The 16491-nt window shown below is 70.3% G+C and carries 12 protein-coding genes; 10 read left to right on the forward strand and 2 right to left on the reverse strand.

Translation table 11 applies throughout. The features are described 5' to 3' along the window. The first annotated feature begins 91 nt into the window (after positions 1-91). From K1T35_RS30620 to K1T35_RS30635, 4 genes are all read left to right on the forward strand, one after another. Positions 92-523, forward strand: coding sequence for an STAS domain-containing protein (locus K1T35_RS30620; protein WP_220255266.1), 432 nt, complete (start codon positions 92-94; stop codon positions 521-523). Positions 524-544: 21 nt separating this feature from the next. After that, positions 545-1567 (forward strand): TIGR03617 family F420-dependent LLM class oxidoreductase, encoded by a 1023-nt coding sequence (locus K1T35_RS30625; protein ID WP_220255267.1) that lies wholly within the window; start codon positions 545-547, stop codon positions 1565-1567. A 79-nt stretch (positions 1568-1646) separates the two neighbouring features. Then, positions 1647-5678 (forward strand): Pls/PosA family non-ribosomal peptide synthetase, encoded by a 4032-nt coding sequence (locus K1T35_RS30630; RefSeq protein ID WP_220255268.1) that lies wholly within the window; start codon positions 1647-1649, stop codon positions 5676-5678. After that, positions 5675-6322, forward strand: a complete 648-nt coding sequence (locus K1T35_RS30635) for a matrixin family metalloprotease (RefSeq protein WP_220255269.1) — start codon at positions 5675-5677, stop codon at positions 6320-6322. Before K1T35_RS30630 ends, K1T35_RS30635 begins: the two co-directional genes overlap by 4 nt. Positions 6323-7076: 754 nt before the next feature. On the opposite strand, the gene K1T35_RS30640 is transcribed toward K1T35_RS30635, so the two are convergent. Beyond that, the gene (locus tag K1T35_RS30640) at positions 7077-7460 is read right to left on the reverse strand and encodes a helix-turn-helix domain-containing protein (protein ID WP_220255270.1); all 384 of its coding nucleotides are present in this window, start codon (positions 7458-7460) and stop codon (positions 7077-7079) included. Positions 7461-7576: 116 nt separating this feature from the next. On the opposite strand from K1T35_RS30640, the gene K1T35_RS30645 reads away from it, so the two are divergent. From K1T35_RS30645 to K1T35_RS30670, 6 genes are all read left to right on the forward strand, one after another. Next, positions 7577-8986 (forward strand): aspartate aminotransferase family protein, encoded by a 1410-nt coding sequence (locus K1T35_RS30645; RefSeq protein ID WP_255620918.1) that lies wholly within the window; start codon positions 7577-7579, stop codon positions 8984-8986. A 123-nt stretch (positions 8987-9109) separates the two neighbouring features. Next, positions 9110-13201 carry a Pls/PosA family non-ribosomal peptide synthetase gene (locus K1T35_RS30650; RefSeq protein ID WP_220255271.1) on the forward strand — a complete coding sequence of 1364 codons (4092 nt, stop codon included), beginning with the start codon at positions 9110-9112 and terminating at the stop codon, positions 13199-13201. Positions 13202-13341: 140 nt separating this feature from the next. Then, positions 13342-13869, forward strand: coding sequence for a matrixin family metalloprotease (locus tag K1T35_RS30655; RefSeq protein WP_220255272.1), 528 nt, complete (start codon positions 13342-13344; stop codon positions 13867-13869). Positions 13870-13921: 52 nt separating this feature from the next. Next, positions 13922-14101: a hypothetical protein gene (locus K1T35_RS30660; protein WP_220255273.1), complete on the forward strand. Its 180-nt coding sequence runs from the start codon at positions 13922-13924 to the stop codon at positions 14099-14101. Between the two features lie 60 nt (positions 14102-14161). Continuing rightward, the gene (locus K1T35_RS30665) at positions 14162-14341 is read left to right on the forward strand and encodes a hypothetical protein (protein ID WP_220255274.1); all 180 of its coding nucleotides are present in this window, start codon (positions 14162-14164) and stop codon (positions 14339-14341) included. Positions 14342-14379: 38 nt separating this feature from the next. Next, complete coding sequence (locus K1T35_RS30670; RefSeq protein ID WP_220255275.1) at positions 14380-15600, forward strand: MFS transporter; 1221 nt, start codon at positions 14380-14382, stop codon at positions 15598-15600. Here the strand turns inward: K1T35_RS30670 and K1T35_RS30675 are convergent. Beyond that, a complete protein-coding gene (locus tag K1T35_RS30675; protein WP_220255276.1) occupies positions 15584-16435 on the reverse strand; it encodes an NAD(P)-dependent oxidoreductase in 852 nt (283 codons plus the stop codon). The genes K1T35_RS30670 and K1T35_RS30675 overlap by 17 nt on opposite strands. Between the last annotated feature and the right edge of the window lie 56 nt (positions 16436-16491).

Raw genomic sequence — 16491 nt, forward strand, 5'->3', positions numbered from 1 at the left:
GGGCGACCAGCCGCAGTTCGGATCGATCAGCACCGTGCCCAGCCGGGCGCCGCGGTCACCGGGTCGTGGTGATCTTTCTATCGTCGCGGTATTGACCTCCCGTGCCCGCAGGATCACGCTGGGTGCTCAGGGGTGCGGTGGGAGCGAGCAGGAAGGTCCGATCGGGGTGTTCGCGGCTGAGGTCGATGGTTGCCCGGGCGACGGGTACGTCGCCGTGCGGGTGGCCGGCGACGTCGACACGGGCACCCGGGCCGCCCTCACCGACGCGCTGGAACGAGCACTGGCCGTCGGCTCCCGATCGGTCCTCGTCGATCTCACGGGCGTGCAGTACTTCGCCGCCGCCGGGGTGCACTGCGTCGAGCGCGCGGTGGGTGCGCTCGAAGCACGCGGCGGCGCGGCACACGTGGTCTGCCCCCAGCCCGGGGCGGCGTGGCGGGTGGTGTCGCTGCTCGGGCTGCAACGCCAGTGGCTGGTGCACCAGGATCTCGAGGCCGCTGTCGCGGGCTGCATCTCGCGCCAGTAGGAGTTGTGCTCCACTCATCCCATGAAGGTCGACGCGATGCTGCGGGGCACGGGGCTGGCTGAGCTGGCGGCGGAGGCGCGGGAGCGGGAGGCCGCCGGGATCGACGGCCTGTGGAGCTACGAGGGCCCGCACGACCCGTTCCTGCCGCTGATGCCGGTGGCCGAGCACACCTCCCGGTTGGCGGTGGGCACCGCGATCGCGGTCGCCTTCGCCCGCAACCCGATGACCACGGCCTACGTCGCGAACGACCTGCAGGTCCACTCGAAGGGCCGGTTCCTGCTCGGCCTGGGCAGCCAGGTGAAGCCGCACATCGAGCGCCGCTTCGCGATGCCATGGAGCCACCCGGCGCGCCGCATGCGCGAGTACGTGCAGGCGCTGCACGCCATCTGGGCCGCGTGGGAGACCGGTGAGCGGCTGGCGTTCCGCGGCGAGTTCTACGCCCACACCCTGATGACGCCGTTCTTCTCCCCGGCACCGAGCCCGTACGGGCCGCCTGCCGTGTACCTGGCCGCCGTCGGCGACCAGATGACACGGGTGGCGGGCGAGGTCTGCGACGGGCTGCTCCCCCACGCCTTCACCACCGAGCGCTACCTGCGCGAGCGCACCCTCCCGGTCCTGGAGGAGGGGCTCGCGGCGAGCGGGCGCAGCAGGGCCGAGTTCGCGATCGCGTTCTCCGGGTTCGTCGTCTCCGGGGCCACCGAGGAGGAGACGGCCGCCGCCGCGCGCGGCGTGCGCGAGCAGATCGCCTTCTACGGCAGCACGCCCGCCTACCGCCGGGTGCTCGACCTGCACGGCTGGGGCGAGCTGGGCGACGAGCTCAACCGCCTCTCCCGCAGCACGGACGCCGAGCGCTGGCAGCGCATGGGCGAGCTGATCGACGACGAGGTGCTGGGCACGTTCGCCGTGGTCGCGGAGCCGGACCGGCTGGGGGACGCGATCCTGCACCGCTTCGGCGGCCTCGTCGACCGGTTCACCTTCTACGCCCCCTACGAGCACAAGCCCACCCTGTTCGCGCCCGCCACGGAGGCGCTGCAGCGGGAGTGATCGCCCGGCGGACGTGTTGGGCGATCACTCGCGGGTACGACGCCCCCCGGAACGTGTCGTCGTCACGCAGGGGGAGGCGGTGTCTGTCGTAGCCGCGGGGCAACGGGCCCCGATGGGTGTGGTCCTCGAGTACACGGAGCTCGGTCGGGACGTCCGATGGCGGCCAGGGGAGCGCCTCGAGCAGCTGTTCGAGGAACAGCGCGACCGGATGCCAGAGGCGCACCTCGCGGTGGATGCCGCGGACGAGACGCTGACGTACCCGCAGCTGGACGCCAGGGCCAACCGGATGGCCCGGTACCTCCTCGACATCGGGGTCGGCCCGGGTGACCGTGTCGCGTTGCTCGTCGACCGGGCGGTGCAGGCCTACGTGGGGATGCTGGCCGTGCTGAAGGCAGGCGCCGCGTACGTCCCGCTCGACCCCGGGTTCCCGCGGGACCGCCTGTCCTACATCGTGACGGACGCGGGCGTGGGCGTGGTGCTGTCGGTCGAGCACCTGCTCCCCCACCTCGGGGAGGTCGATGCGGACGTCGTGTGCCTCGACACCGTCGCAGCCGAGATCGAGGCGTACGACGACACCCGGCCACCCGCGTCCGAGGACCGGCCGAAGAACGACGTCGCGTACGTCATCTACACCTCGGGATCCACGGGACGGCCCAAGGGCGTCGCGATCGAGCACGCGAGCATCTGCAACTTCGTCCGCGTCGCCGCGCAGGTGTACGGCGTGCGCCATGACGACCGGATGTACCAGGGCCTGACGATCGCGTTCGACTTCTCGGTCGAGGAGATCTGGGTGTCCTGGATGGTGGGGGCGACACTCGTGCCCAGACCGTCCGGCCCGAGCCTGCTCGGACCCGAACTGCGGGAGTTCCTCACCGAGCGGCGGGTCACCGCCATGTGCTGCGTGCCGACGCTGCTCGCCACACTCGACGAAGACCTCCCCGACCTGCGCTTCCTGCTCGTCTCCGGGGAGGCGTGCCCGCACGACCTGATCGTGCGCTGGCACCGCAACGGCAGGCGGTTCCTCAACGTCTACGGCCCGACCGAGACGACGGTGACCGCGACGTGGACCGTCGCCGACCCGGACCGGGCGGTGACGATCGGGGTGCCGTTGCCCACCTACTCGATCGTCGTGCTCGACCAGGACGACCCGCACCACGCGCTGCCACCCGGCGAGGTCGGCGAGATCGGCATCGCCGGGATCGGGCTGGCCAGGGGCTATCTGAACCGCGACGACGCCACCGCGAACGCGTTCGTGCCGGACTTCATCGGCATCCCGGGCAACCCGTCCGGCCGGATCTACCGCACGGGGGACCTCGGCCGGGTGAACGCCGACGGGGAGATCGAGTACCTGGGCCGGATCGACCTTCAGGTCAAGATCCGGGGCTACCGGATCGAGCTGACCGAGATCGAGTCCGTGATGCTGCAGGTCCCCGGCGTCGCGCAGGCGGTGGTGGACACCTACGAGGCCGTGCCGGGCACCGTCGAGCTGGTGGGCTACTACAGCACGCGCGACGACGCGGGCGGCCTGGACCCGGCGGAGATCACCGGGCTGCTGCGGGACCGGCTCCCGGCCTACATGGTGCCGACCTACCTGGAGCACCTGCCCGTCATCCCGATGACGACGAGCGACAAGGCGGACCGCAAGCGGCTCCCGCCCCCCACAACCCGCACGGCCGTCGATGAGCGGGAGCACCGCGCTCCGACGACCGGCACCGAGGAGGCCATGGCCGATGCGCTTGCCCGGACCCTCGGGACGGAGCGGGTCTCCGTCGACAGCCACTTCTTCGACGACCTGGGGGCGAACTCGCTGCTGATGGCGCAGTTCGCCACCCGGGTCCGCGAGGAGACGGATCTGGCCCCACCGGCGATGAAGGACATCTACCTCAACCCGACGCTCGCGAAGCTCGCCGCGGTCGTCGGCGACGGTGGGGCGCGGACCGTGTCCACGGAGGAGGTCGACCAGGCCGGGACTTCCCGGTACGTCCTGTGCGGGGCCCTGCAGGTACTCGCCTTCCTCGCCTCGACGGTCGTCATGTCGGGCGTGCTCGTGGTGGGCCTCGAGCTGCTGACCACCGCGAACGGGTTCGTCGACCGATGGCTGCGGGCACTCGCCTTCACCGGCACGAGCTTCGTGGTGCTGACCGCACTCCCGATCGCGGCGAAGTGGCTGCTCGTCGGGCGCTGGAAGGAAGCGGACTTCCCCCTGTGGGGGCTGCGGTACCTGCGCTTCTGGATCGTGAAGCTGCTGGTCCGCGCGAACCCGATGGCGCTGTTCGCCGGGTCTCCCCTCTACAACGCCTACCTGCGCGCGCTGGGTGCCCGCATCGGGAGGAACGTCGTCATCCTGTCCCGCAACGTGCCCGTCTGCACCGATCTGCTGACGATCGGCGACGACACCGTGGTCCGGAAGGACACCTTCTTCAACGGCTACCGGGTGGACGCGGGCCGGGTCCGGACCGGCTCGGTGACGATCGGCTCCGACGCGCTGGTGAGCGAGCACGCGGTGCTCGACATCGGCTCGTCGATGGGCGACCGGACGCAGCTGGGCCATGCCTCGTCCCTGCAGACGGGGCAGGCCGTACCCGACGGCGAACCATGGCACGGGTCCCCCGCGGAACCGTCCGATGTCGACTACCGGCGGGTCGGCCCGGCCCGCTGCGGTCGGCTGCGCCGGTTCCTGTTCGCGTCGGCGCAGCTGGCGGGCGTGCTGGTCTACGCGCCGATCCTGCCGGCGCTGCTGCTGCCGCTGATCACGGACCTACCGCTGATCGCACGCACCTGGAGCGATGAGGTCGCCGCCGGGACGTCGGCGGGCTTCTACCTGGAGGCGCTGGCCTACACCGCCGTGCTGTACGTCGGCGGTCTGGTGCTCGGCCTCGCGCTCATCATGACCGTGCCGCGGCTGCTGAACCTCGGCCTGCGGCCGGACACCGTCTATCCCCTGTACGGGATCCGGTACTGGTTCCAGCGGGCCCTCGCGCGCGCGACCAACTCCCGCTTCTACACCTACCTGTTCGGCGACAGCTCGGCGATCGTGCACTACCTGCGCACCCTCGGGTACGACGTGGGCAAACCGCTGGTGCAGAGCGGCTCGAACTTCGGTGTCGAGGTGCGCCAGGAGTCGCCGTTCCTGAGCTCGGTGGGCCGGGGGACGATGGTCTCCGACGGCCTGTCGATGATGAACGCGGAGTTCTCGAGCACGTCCTTCCGGGTGCGACGCGCCGCGCTCGGGGAACGCAGCTTCCTCGGGAACAACATCGCCTACCCGGCGGGCGGCCGGACGGGTGAGAACTGCCTGCTCGGCACCAAGGTGATGGTCCCGCTGGACGGCGAGGTGCGGGAGGGGGTCGGGCTGCTCGGCTCGCCGAGCTTCGAGATCCCCCGCACGGTGGAGCGAGACCACGCATTCGACCACCTCGAGACCGGGGAGGAACGGCGCAAGCGCCTCCGGGCGAAGAACCGGCACAACGCCGCGACGGCGGGGATCTTCCTGCTCGCCAACTTCGTGAACCTCTACGTCGTCGGGTTGGTCAGCCTGTTCGCGCTGGACAACTTCGGGCGGTTCGGCGTCCTCGCCGTCGCGGCGGCCACATTCGTCTCCTTCGTGGTCAGCATCGCGTTCTTCGTGCTGCTCGAACGCGCCGTCACGGCGTTCCGGGCCATGCGACCCCGGTTCTGCTCGATCTACGACCCGTACTTCTGGTGGCACGAGCGGTTCTGGAAGATGAGCGCCGGGGCCTACCTGGCGCTGTTCAACGGCACCCCGATGAAGAACCTGCTGTGGCGGGCGCTCGGTGTGCGGATCGGGCACAAGGTGTTCGACGACGGCTGCGCAATTCCGGAGAAGACGCTCGTCACGATCGGCGACCACGCGTCGCTCAATGCCGGGAGCACGATCCAGGCCCACTCGCTCGAGGACGGCACGTTCAAGTCCGACTACATCACGATCGGCCCGGGCTGCACGCTCGGCACGTACGCGTTCGCGCACTACGGGGTCACCATGCAAGAGGGTTCGGTGCTCGACGCCGACGCCTTCCTGATGAAGGGCGAGGACGTGCCCCCGCGGGCGCGATACCGCGGGAACCCGGCCCGGGAGGCGGCGGTCTCATGACGGTGCGGTCACACCGAGCGGTGCTGGCGGTCGTGGCGCTGGCGGCTGTGGCCGTCGGAGTGATCCTGATCGGTCGCAGCCCCGAGCCGACGGACATCCCGGTCGCCGACCGCTGCGTGGCGGAGCCGGGCGCGACGCAGCGGGACGTGGACACCGACGACAGCCCCGAGGCGCCGTGGGAGCACGTACCCGGGCAGGAGGTCACGGTCTACTTCACGACCGGGGAGCTGCCGCCCCGGTACGCCGCCTTCGTCGAGGAAGGCGCCGCGCTCTGGTCGCGGAGCCCGTGCGTCGAGGCACTCGCCGTCCCCGAGTGCCCGGACGGGGCGAACTGCTCGACCGTCGTCGCGGAAGCCAGGGAGGACAGCCGCAGCGACGACACGGACGGGGAATCCGAGGGGGTCGATCGGGCTGGGGTGCGCCTGGCCAACACGATCTCGCTCTACACCGACGTGCTGGACACGCAAACCGACAACGGCGCGCTGGCCACCGTCGTGCACGAGATGGGGCACGCGCTCGGTCTGGTGCACCGCGACGACCCCGACTCGGTGATGAACGCGGTGACCGACGACGACACGGATCCGAGGCCGGATGCCGTCGACTTCGCGAATCTCGTCGTGCTCTACGGGGCGCAAGCCGGTTGAACGCTGATCGCAGGATCCGCTCGACGCGCGACACGGGTCGCGGCGCTCCTCGGCAGCTTCCTCGGCAGCTTCGGCCGCCCCGTCGAGCGCTTCAGCCGCCACGCCCCCGCGAGCACGACGACGCCCTCCTCACATCCGCTACTTGCGAGCTGCGCCGGAAGTGATCCGCGCCGTCTACCTGCGGCTGTTCACTCTGCCGTCCGCGTGCGAGTCGTTCGGATGTCCTGTCACTGGGTCATACGGGGACCCTCACTCCCCGGCGTGCTCCGGTCGGGCGGACCTGCCCCAACGAATGTTGCGTCCTAGCCCATAAGACTCGGCACCCGGCCGAAACAGTCATCGTCATCGTTTCCGTACGGCATCGGTCGAACGTTGCAGCTCATCTTGCGTCGTTACGCCCGATGGCCGTGTCCGGGCGCCGCTCGTCCCCCGCTTCGCGTAGATGGCTGCGGGCTGTAACGGTCCTCGCGGCCATGCGGGTGACGGTGCGTAACTGCCGACGCGGCCTTCGAGGAGAGGCGCAAGGATCGAAGGCGGGTCTCCGCCGGACCGATCGTCCGGCCGGAACGTCCACCGAACCGTCGTCCCAGGGGGACACCCATCTCGTTTCCAGGGTTGGGCGCCGGTTGGAGGGGGAGGGGGATGGAAGGTCGGCCGCGACAGGAGTCGAGGCACCGCGCCGGCGACAGTCCGCGTCCGGCTCTCCGCCGGCTCGCTGCGGAGCTGGACGATCTGCTGCGCACCGTCGCAGAGGTCAGGGCGTCTCGTCTTCGGCAGCTAGCTGATGCTCGATCTGCTCGACGCGGTCCCGCAGCTCCCGGATCTCCTGACCCAAGCAGTCGAGCGCGTGCAGGACCGGATCCCTGACCTCGTCCTCGTGCGGCTCCGGCGATTCACCGCGTAGTACGTGGTCGAGGTAGTCGGACGGCCATCCCAGGGCGTCCGACACCGCGGCGAGGGTCTGTGGCCGTCGGCGGCGCGGGTTGAGGTTGTTCTGCAGCTCCCGGATGGTGGTCAGCGACAGCCGGGCGCGGGACGCGACGTCCATCTGCGTCATTCGCGTCTCGGCCATGCGGCCTCGGATCGCCGCTGCGACAGCGTCCCAGTCCTCGCCGCTCGGCCGTTCCGCGTCGGTCACGCGCAGAGCCTAGGGCCAGCGGCTGCGTTGATCGAACCCCGCTTTGAGCGTCAAACTATTGGCATCAATATTGTGTCAACTGGTGCTAGCCTGAGGGCTGAGGGAGGGGAACGATCATGGTCATGCTGGAGCACGTCGATCTACCCGCTCGCCCGCGCGTCACCGGCCCACTTCCCGGTCCGCGCTCTGCCGAGCTACTGGCCAGGCAGGATCGGCGCGAGTCCAACGCTCGGGTCTACCCGCGGCACATTCCGATCGCGATCGACGAGGCATGGGGCAGCTTCGTCCGCGATCTCGATGGGAACGTCTTCATCGACTTCCTGACCGGAGCGGGCGTGCTCTCGCTCGGTCACAACCATCCCGAGCTGGTGCGCGTCGTGACCGCGCAGCTCGGTCGGTTCGCGCACGGGCTCGACCTGCCGACGCCGGCGAAGGACGCGTTCACCGAGGCGCAGCTGTCGATGCTGCCGCCGACGATGCGCGGTCGGACTCGGGTGCACTTCTGCGGGCCGACCGGGGTCAACGCAGTCGACGCTGCGATCAAGCTGTGCAAGACCGCCACCGGACGGTCCGATGTCGTGTCCTTCCAGGGTGGGTTCCACGGCACCACCCACCTCGGGATGGCCGTCACCGGCGTCGTCGCGAACAAGCAGCCGATCGCCAACGGGGTTCCGGGCGTGCACTTCTTCCCATACTCCAACTGCGCGGACTGCCCGATGGGGCTCACCCGCGACATCTGCGCCACGAACTGCATCGGCTTTCTCGAGCGGTCGTTCCGCGACCCGAATGCCGGGATCCCACTCCCGGCGGCCGTGCTCCTCGAGCTGGTGCAGGGCGAGGGCGGGGTCGTCCCGGCCGACCAGGATTTCGTCCACCGGCTGAGGACGTTGACCCGCAAGCTCGACATCCCGCTCGTGGTCGACGAGGTGCAGACCGGGTGTGGCCGCACCGGCTCCTGGTTCGCCTTCGAGCAGTACGGCATCGAGCCAGACGTGATCATCGCGTCCAAGGCGCTGAGCGGGATCGGCCAACCGATAGCGATCATCATGTACGACGAGCGGCTGGACACGTGGGCGCCGGGCGCCCACACCGGCACGTTCCGGGGCAACCAACTGGCGTTCGCCGCCGGGGCGGAGGCCGTGCGCATCATCCGCCGCGACGACGTGCTGGGCAACGTCCGGCGGCGCGCCGCGCAGTTCCACGCTCGTCTCGACGCCCTGCGCGACCACCCCTGGGTACGTGACGTGCGGGGCGTCGGCCTGATGTGGGGCATCGAGCTCGCGACTCCGGCGACGGGGGGCCCGCCCGGCCTCTCCGCCCGCGTGCAGTCGGAGGCGCTCACCGAGGGCCTCATCGTCGAGCTCGGCGGACGCCACGACTGCGTGGTGCGCATGTTGCCGCCGCTCAACGTGACGGCCGAGGTCGTCGACATCGCGTGCTCGATCCTGATCGCCGCCATCGAGCGGTGCAGCGCAGAACCGGGGTTCCAGTGGGTCGGGCGGAGCGCAGCCACCGCCGGAACGTGAGGGATCCACGCGTCCATCCCCGGCGCGCGCCACGTGGACGCGACCTGTGGGGGAAGTTGTGTTCGAGTCATCCGGGATCGCGGCTGTCGGGACCGACCTCGACCGGCTCGCGGGATCGGCGCCATGACGGCGGGGCAGCGGGCCCGGACGGACACCCGTCCGGATGCCGCGGATGTGGTCCTCCGGTGCGCGGAGTTCGATCAGGACATCCGATGGCGGCCCGGGGAGCGTCTCGAGCAGCTGTTCGAGGAGCGGTGTGCCCGCTTGGGCGAGGCCGGTCTCGCACACCACCTCGCGGTGGACGCCGGCGATGAGGAGCTGACCTACGAACAGCTCGACCGGCGGGCCAACCGGTTGGCCCGATACCTGATCGGCCTCGGTGTCGGCCCGGGCGACGCCGTCGCGCTGCTCGTCGAGGGCGCGGTCCAGGTCTACGTCGGAATGCTCGCAGTGCTGAAGGCGGGCGCGGCATACGTCCCGCTCGACGCCGCGTTCCCGCCGGACCGGCTGGCCTACATCCTGGAGGACGCCGGGGTGGGCGTGGCGCTGACGGTCGAGCACCTCCGTCCCCTCCTCGATGGGGTCGACACGCAGGTCGTGTGCCTGGACGCCGTCGCGTCCGAGATCGAGGCGTGCGAGGACGGCCGGCCGAGAATCGACGAGCGCCGCGAGACCGCGGACGAGCTGGCATACGTCATCTACACCTCGGGTTCCACCGGCCGGCCGAAGGGCGTCGCGGTCGAGCACGCGAGCATCTGCAACTTCGTCCGCGTCGCGGCGCAGGTGTACGGCGTCCGGCAGGACGACCGGATGTACCAGGGCCTGACGATCGCGTTCGACTTCTCGGTCGAGGAGATCTGGGTGTCCTGGATGGTGGGGGCGACACTCGTGCCCAGGCCATCCGGCCCGAGCCTGCTCGGACCCGAACTGCGGGAGTTCCTCGCCGAGCGACGGGTCACCGCCATGTGCTGCGTGCCGACGCTGCTCGCCACACTCGACGAAGACCTCCCCGACCTGCGCTTCCTGCTCGTCTCCGGGGAGGCGTGCCCGCACGACCTGATCGTGCGCTGGCACCGGGAGGGCAGGCGGTTCCTCAACGTCTACGGCCCGACCGAGACGACGGTGACCGCGACGTGGACCGTCGCCGACCCGGACCGGGCGGTGACGATCGGGGTCCCGCTGCCCACCTACTCGATCGTGGTGCTCGATCCGGACGGCCCCCGGCGGGCGCTGCCGCCCGGCCGGGTCGGGGAGATCGGTATCGCCGGGATCGGGCTGGCCAGGGGTTACGTGGGCCGTGAAGACGCGACCGCGAAAGCATTCGTCCCGGACTTCCTGGGCATTCCGGGCAACCCCTCGGGCCGGATCTACCGCACGGGCGATCTGGGCCGGGTGAACGCGGACGGGGAGATCGAGTACCTGGGCCGGATCGACCTTCAGGTCAAGATCCGGGGCTACAGGATCGAGCTGACCGAGATCGAGTCCGTGATGCTGCAGGTCCCCGGCATCGCGCAGGCGGTGGTGGACACCTACGAGCCAGTACCGGGCACGGTCGAGCTGGTGGGCTACTACAGCCTGCGTCACGACGCGAGCGACGTGGGCCCCGCGGACGTCTCCACACTGCTGCGGGACCGGCTCCCGCCCTACATGGTGCCGGCCTACCTCGAGCTCCTTCCCGTCATCCCGATGACCACGAGTGACAAGGCGGATCGCAAGCGGCTCCCGGCCCCGACGACCCGCGGCATCGACGAGAGGCGGGAGCACCGCTCCCCCACGACCGGCCCCGAGGTGGTCCTGGCCGGTGCGCTCGCCCGGACCCTGGGTGTCGGCCGGGTCTCGGTCGACAGCCACTTCTTCGCTGACCTGGGCGCGAACTCCCTGCTGATGGCGCAGTTCGCCGCCCGGGTCCGCGAGGAGACGGACCTGCAGCCGCCTGCGATGAAGGACATCTACCTGCATCCGACGGTCGCGAAGCTGGCCGCCGTCGTCGACGACCGTCGGTCGACGGCCGTGTCCACCGACGAGGTCGTGCCTGCCGGGACGTTCCGGTACGTCCTGTGCGGGACGCTGCAGGTGCTCGTCTTCGTCGCGTACACGTGCGTCATGTCGGGCGTGCTCGTGACCGGCCTGGAACTGATGACCGCGGCCAACGGGTTCGTCGATCGATGGCTGCGGGCGGTCGCCTTCACCGGCGCGGGCTTCGTCGTCCTGTCCGCGCTGCCGATCGGTGCGAAGTGGCTGCTCGTCGGGCGGTGGACGGCCGGCGAATTCCCGCTGTGGGGAGGGCGGTACCTGCGCTTCTGGATCGTGAAGCTCCTGGTCCGTGCGAACCCGATGGCCATGTTCGCCGGATCCCCGCTGTACAACGTGTACCTGCGTGCGCTCGGCGCCCGGATCGGGAAGAACGTCGTGATCCTTTCGCGCAACGTGCCCGTCTGCACCGATCTGCTGACGGTCGGCGACGACACCGTCATCCGCAAGGACTCGTTCTTCAACGGCTACCGCGCCTACGCCGGGCGGATCCAGACCGGCCCGGTGACCCTCGGATCGCGTGTTCTCGTGAGCGAGCACGCCGTGCTCGACATCGACTCGGCGATGGGCGACGGCGCCCAGCTCGGGCACGCATCGTCCCTGCAGACGGGGCAGTCCGTGCCGGACGGCGAGAGCTGGCACGGGTCCCCGGCGGAACCCTCCGGTGTCGACTTCCGAGGTGTCGGCCCGGCCCGGTGCGGGCAGTTGCGCCGATTCGCGTTCGCGCTCGCCCAACTGGTGAGCGTGCTGCTGTACGCGCCGATCGTGCTGGCGCTGCTCCTGCCGGTGATCGCGGGCCTCCCGCTGATCGCGCGGATCCGGACCGTGGAGGTCGACGCGGTGAGCTCGCTGGACTTCTACACCGGGGTACTGCTCTACGCGGGTGCGTTGTTCGCCGGGGGGCTCGCGCTCGGGCTCGTCACCATCGTGGCAGTTCCCCGCCTGCTGAACCTGGGTCTGCGGGCGGAGACCGTGTATCCCCTGTACGGGATTCGCTACTGGATCCAGCGGGCCCTCGCCCGGACCAGCAACTCCCGCTTCTACACCTTCGTGTTCGGCGACAGCTCGGCCATCGTGCACTACCTGCGGGCTCTCGGGTACGACCTCGGCACGCCCGTGGTGCAGAGCGGGTCGAACTTCGGTGTCGAGGTGCGGCACGAGTCGCCGTTCCTGACCTCGGTGGGTACGGGGACGATGGTCTCCGACGGCCTGTCGATGATGAACGCGGAGTTCTCGAACACCTCGTTCCGCGTCAGGCACACCGCGATCGGGGCGCGGAGCTTCCTCGGGAACAACATCGCCTACCCGGCGGGTGGCAGGACGGGTGAGGACTGCCTGCTCGGCACCAAGGTGATGGTCCCGCTCGACGGCGAGGTGCGCGAGGGCGTCGGGCTGCTCGGATCGCCCAGCTTCGAGATACCCCGGTCCGTCCAGCGGGACCACGCGTTCGACCATCTCAAGACCGGAGAGGAGATGCGCAGGCGCTTGCGGGCGAAGAACCGGCACAACGCCGTCACCGCCGGGATCTTCCTGCTCGCCAACTTCGTGGACGGCTACGTCGTCGCGGTGCTCAGCATGCTCGCGCTCGACAACTACGGACGCTTCGGCTTACTCGCGGTCACAGTGGCCGTACTCGTCTCCCTCGTGTTCAGCATCGCGTTCTTCGTGCTGCTCGAACGTGCCGTCACCTCCTTCAGGGCGATGAAGCCTCGGTTCTGCTCGATCTACGACCCGTACTTCTGGTGGCACGAGCGGTTCTGGAAGATGAGCGGCGGTACGTATCTGGCGTTGTTCAACGGCACCCCGATGAAGAACTTGCTGTGGCGGGCGCTCGGGGTTCGCATCGGGCACAAGGTGTTCGACGACGGTTGCGCCATGCCGGAGAAGACGCTGGTCACCATCGGTGATCATGTCTCGCTCAACTCAGCGTGCACGATCCAGGCCCACTCGCTCGAGGACGGCACGTTCAAGTCCGACAACATCACGATCGGCCCGGGCTGCACGCTCGGCACGTACGCGTTCGCGCACTACGGGATCACGATGCGAGAAGGCTCGGTGCTCGACGCCGACGCCTTCCTGATGAAGGGCGAGGACGTGCCCCCGCGGGCGCGATACCGCGGGAACCCGGCCAGGGAGTATCGCGATCCCACTTCCGAGCGCCCGCTCCCGGCGACCGGCTCATGAAGGCGGAGTCACGGCCCAGGCCGGCATGGGGCTTGCTGGCGTCCGCCGCCGCGCTCGTGGCAGCTGCCGCCGCAGGTCTGATTCTCATCGATCAGAGCAGCGCCCCCGGTCCGCCGGAGGGTCCTGTAGACGGCCGGTGCGTGGCGCAGCCGGGCGCGGAGCAGCAGGACGTAGACACCACCGACAGTCCTGAGTCGCCGTGGGGGCATGTTCCGGGACAGGAGGTCACCGTCTACTTCGCGACCGGAGGCCTACCGTCGCGCTATGCCGCCCTCGTCGAGGACGGGGCATCCCTCTGGTCGCGAAGCCCGTGCATCGAGGCCGTCGCCCTCGAGGAGTGCCCGGTCGGCGCGAATTGTTCGGCAGTCGTCGCGGAGCCCCGGGAGGACCGCCGCGGCGACGACACCGACGGGGAATCCGAGGGAGTGGACAGGGGCGGGGTGCGCCTGGCCAACACGATCCGGCTCTACCCGAATGTGCTGGACCGCTCCTCGGACAACGGCGCGCTGGCCACCGTCGTGCACGAGATGGGGCACGCGCTCGGTCTGGTGCACCGCGACGACCCCGACTCGGTGATGAACGCGGTGACCGACGACGACACAGATCCGAGGCCGGATGCAGTCGACTTCGCGAATCTCGTCGTGCTCTACGGGGCGGAAGCCGGTTGAACGCGTTCCAGAACGGGAACAGATTGCCATCCGACCTGCGGAAGGATTCATCATGCTCGCAGTCGTCGCAGCTGTCCTGTTCGGCCTCGCGCTGATCTTCGAGCTCGCCGGGGTCTCCCTCGAGGTGATCACGAGCACGGTGCTCGTCACCGCCGGCCTGCTGTGCCTTGCGCTCTACTTCGCCGGTGTCGGCTCGCGCGAGGTCGTCTATCGCCGCCGCAGCCGCCGCTGAACCGACAATCCCGGACACCCTCCTCTCACACCCGCTCCATGACCCGCGGAAGGATGCTTCATGCTCGCCGTCGTCGCTGCCGTTCTGTTCGCCTTCGCGCTCCTGTTCGAGCTACTCGGGACCTCTCTCGAGAGGATCACGAGTTCGGTGCTCGTCACCGCCGGCCTGTTCTGCGTCGCGCTGTACTTCGCCGGGGTCGGCTCGCGCTCGGTGGCCTACCGCCGCCGCGCCCGCCGCTGATCGCACAATCCGCTTGACCCCGCCGCGACGCTGGCGGAGTGCGGGCTGGGTTCGGGCGGCTGTGGGCGGCGTCGGCCGTCTCCAACGTCGGTGACGGGGTCGCGCTCGCGGCGGGGCCGCTGCTGCTGGCGTCGCTGACGTCCGACCCGGCGCTCGTCGCGGGGGCGATGTTCGTGCAGCAGCTGCCGTGGTTGCTGTTCGCGCTGCCGGCAGGCGTCTACGTCGACCGGCTCGATCGGCGGCGCGTCGTCGTGCTGGGCAACCTGGTCCGGGCCGCGGTCGTCGGTGGGCTCGCGGTCGCCGTGGCGACGGGGGTCGCGACGGTCGCCGTCGTGTACGCCGCCCTCTTCGTGGCCGGGACGATGGAGACCCTCGCCGACAACGCGAGCACCGCGTTGCTGCCTGCCGTCGTGGCCGCCGAGGACCTGCCGCGGGCGAACGCGCGGCTCATGGGTGTGCAGCTCGTCGGCAACCAGCTGCTCGCCCCGCCGCTCGGTGCCGCCCTGTTCGTCGCGGCAGCGGCGCTGCCCTTCGGGCTGAACGCCGCCACGTTCCTGGTGGCTGCGGTGCTGCTGGCCTCGCTGCGGGGCCGGTTCCGGCCCGAGTCGACCCAGCCGGAGTCGACACAGCCGCACCGCCCGCTGCGCCATGACATCGCCACCGGCATGCGCACGCTGCTGGCCCACCCGGTGCTGCGGATGCTCGCGGTGTGCCTGTGCCTGATGAACGTCACGCTCGTGGGCGCGTTCGCGATCCTCGTGCTCTACGCGCGCGAGCGGCTGGGGCTCACCGAGGTCGGGTTCGGCCTGCTGCTCGCGTCGAGCGCCGTGGGTGGGATCGCCGGCACGGTCGTGGCGGCGCGGCTGCAGCGCCGGTTCGGCACCGCGCTGCTGCTGCGCGTCGGCCTGGTGATCGAGACCTGCACGCACCTGTCGCTGGCGCTCGCCCGCGTACCGTGGGTCGCGGTCGCCACCATGGTCGTGTTCGGCGTGCACGCGAGCCTGTGGGGCATCCTCTCGCTGTCCTGGCGCCAGCGCGTGGTGCCCGACGCGCTGCGCGGGCGCGTCAACAGCGGGTACTTCCTGTTCTCGGTGGGTGGCGCCGCCATCGGCGCCCTCGGCGGCGGGTTCGTGGCCCGCGGCCTGGGCATCACGGCGCCGTTCTGGATCGCGTTCGGCGGGATGGTCGTGCTCACCGCCGTGGCATGGCGGCGCTTCAACCCGACGCTCCTCGACGAGCCCGTTACCCGCGCCAACTGAACTGCGGCTCGTAGCCCAGCACGCGGCGCGCCTTGTCGATCGACAGCATCGTCTCGTGCTCGCCGAGCTCCTTCGTCACCGGCACCCCGGGGTAGACCTCGGCGGCGAGATCCGCGCTGCGGCGCGACATCACGCTGTCGGCGTTGGCGATCACGAACACGTCCACCCCGGTGGCCTCGTGCTCCAGCGCGCGGCGGACGGCCTGGGCGCCGTCGCGGCCGTCGATGTAGGCCCACAGGTTCCAGCGCCGCGCCGACGGGTCGGCGTCGAAGCCGGGGAACCGCTCGTAGTCCTGCGGGTCCATCACGTTGGAGAACCGCAACCCGATCATCTTCATGTCCGGCACCCAGCGGCAGAAGTGCCGCGCCATCTCCTCCTCGAGGCTCTTGACCAGCGAGTACGTGCTCTCCGGCCGTACCGGGTACTCCTCGTCCACCGGGATGTAGGGCGGCGGCACGTCGAAGGGCAGCCCGAGCACGGTCTCGCTGGACGCCCACACCACGTTGCGGATGCCGGCGGCGCGGGCGGCGGCGAACACGTTGTACGTCGCGGTGATGTTGTTCGAGAACGTCGCGGCGTTCGTGGTGAGGCCCGGCGCGGGGATCGCGGCGAGGTGCACGACCGCGTCGACGCCGTCGTGGCGGTCGTCCACGGCGGTGAGGGCCTCGAGGACCTGGCCGTGGTCGGTGAGGTCGACGCGCACCGACACAGCGGCCGCCGATCCGGGGGCGGGCACGCGGTCGAGCGCCACGACCCGGTAGCCGTGGTCCTGGAGGTGGCGCACGACGTGGCGGCCGAGCTTCCCGCTGCTGCCGGTGACGGCGACGGTGGTCATGGTGCCTGCCTATCACACGACCTCGATGCGTCTGTAGCGGATTTACTCTGGTTCAG

The sequence above is a fragment of the Pseudonocardia sp. DSM 110487 genome, from assembly GCF_019468565.1.
GTDB lineage: Bacteria > Actinomycetota > Actinomycetes > Mycobacteriales > Pseudonocardiaceae > Pseudonocardia.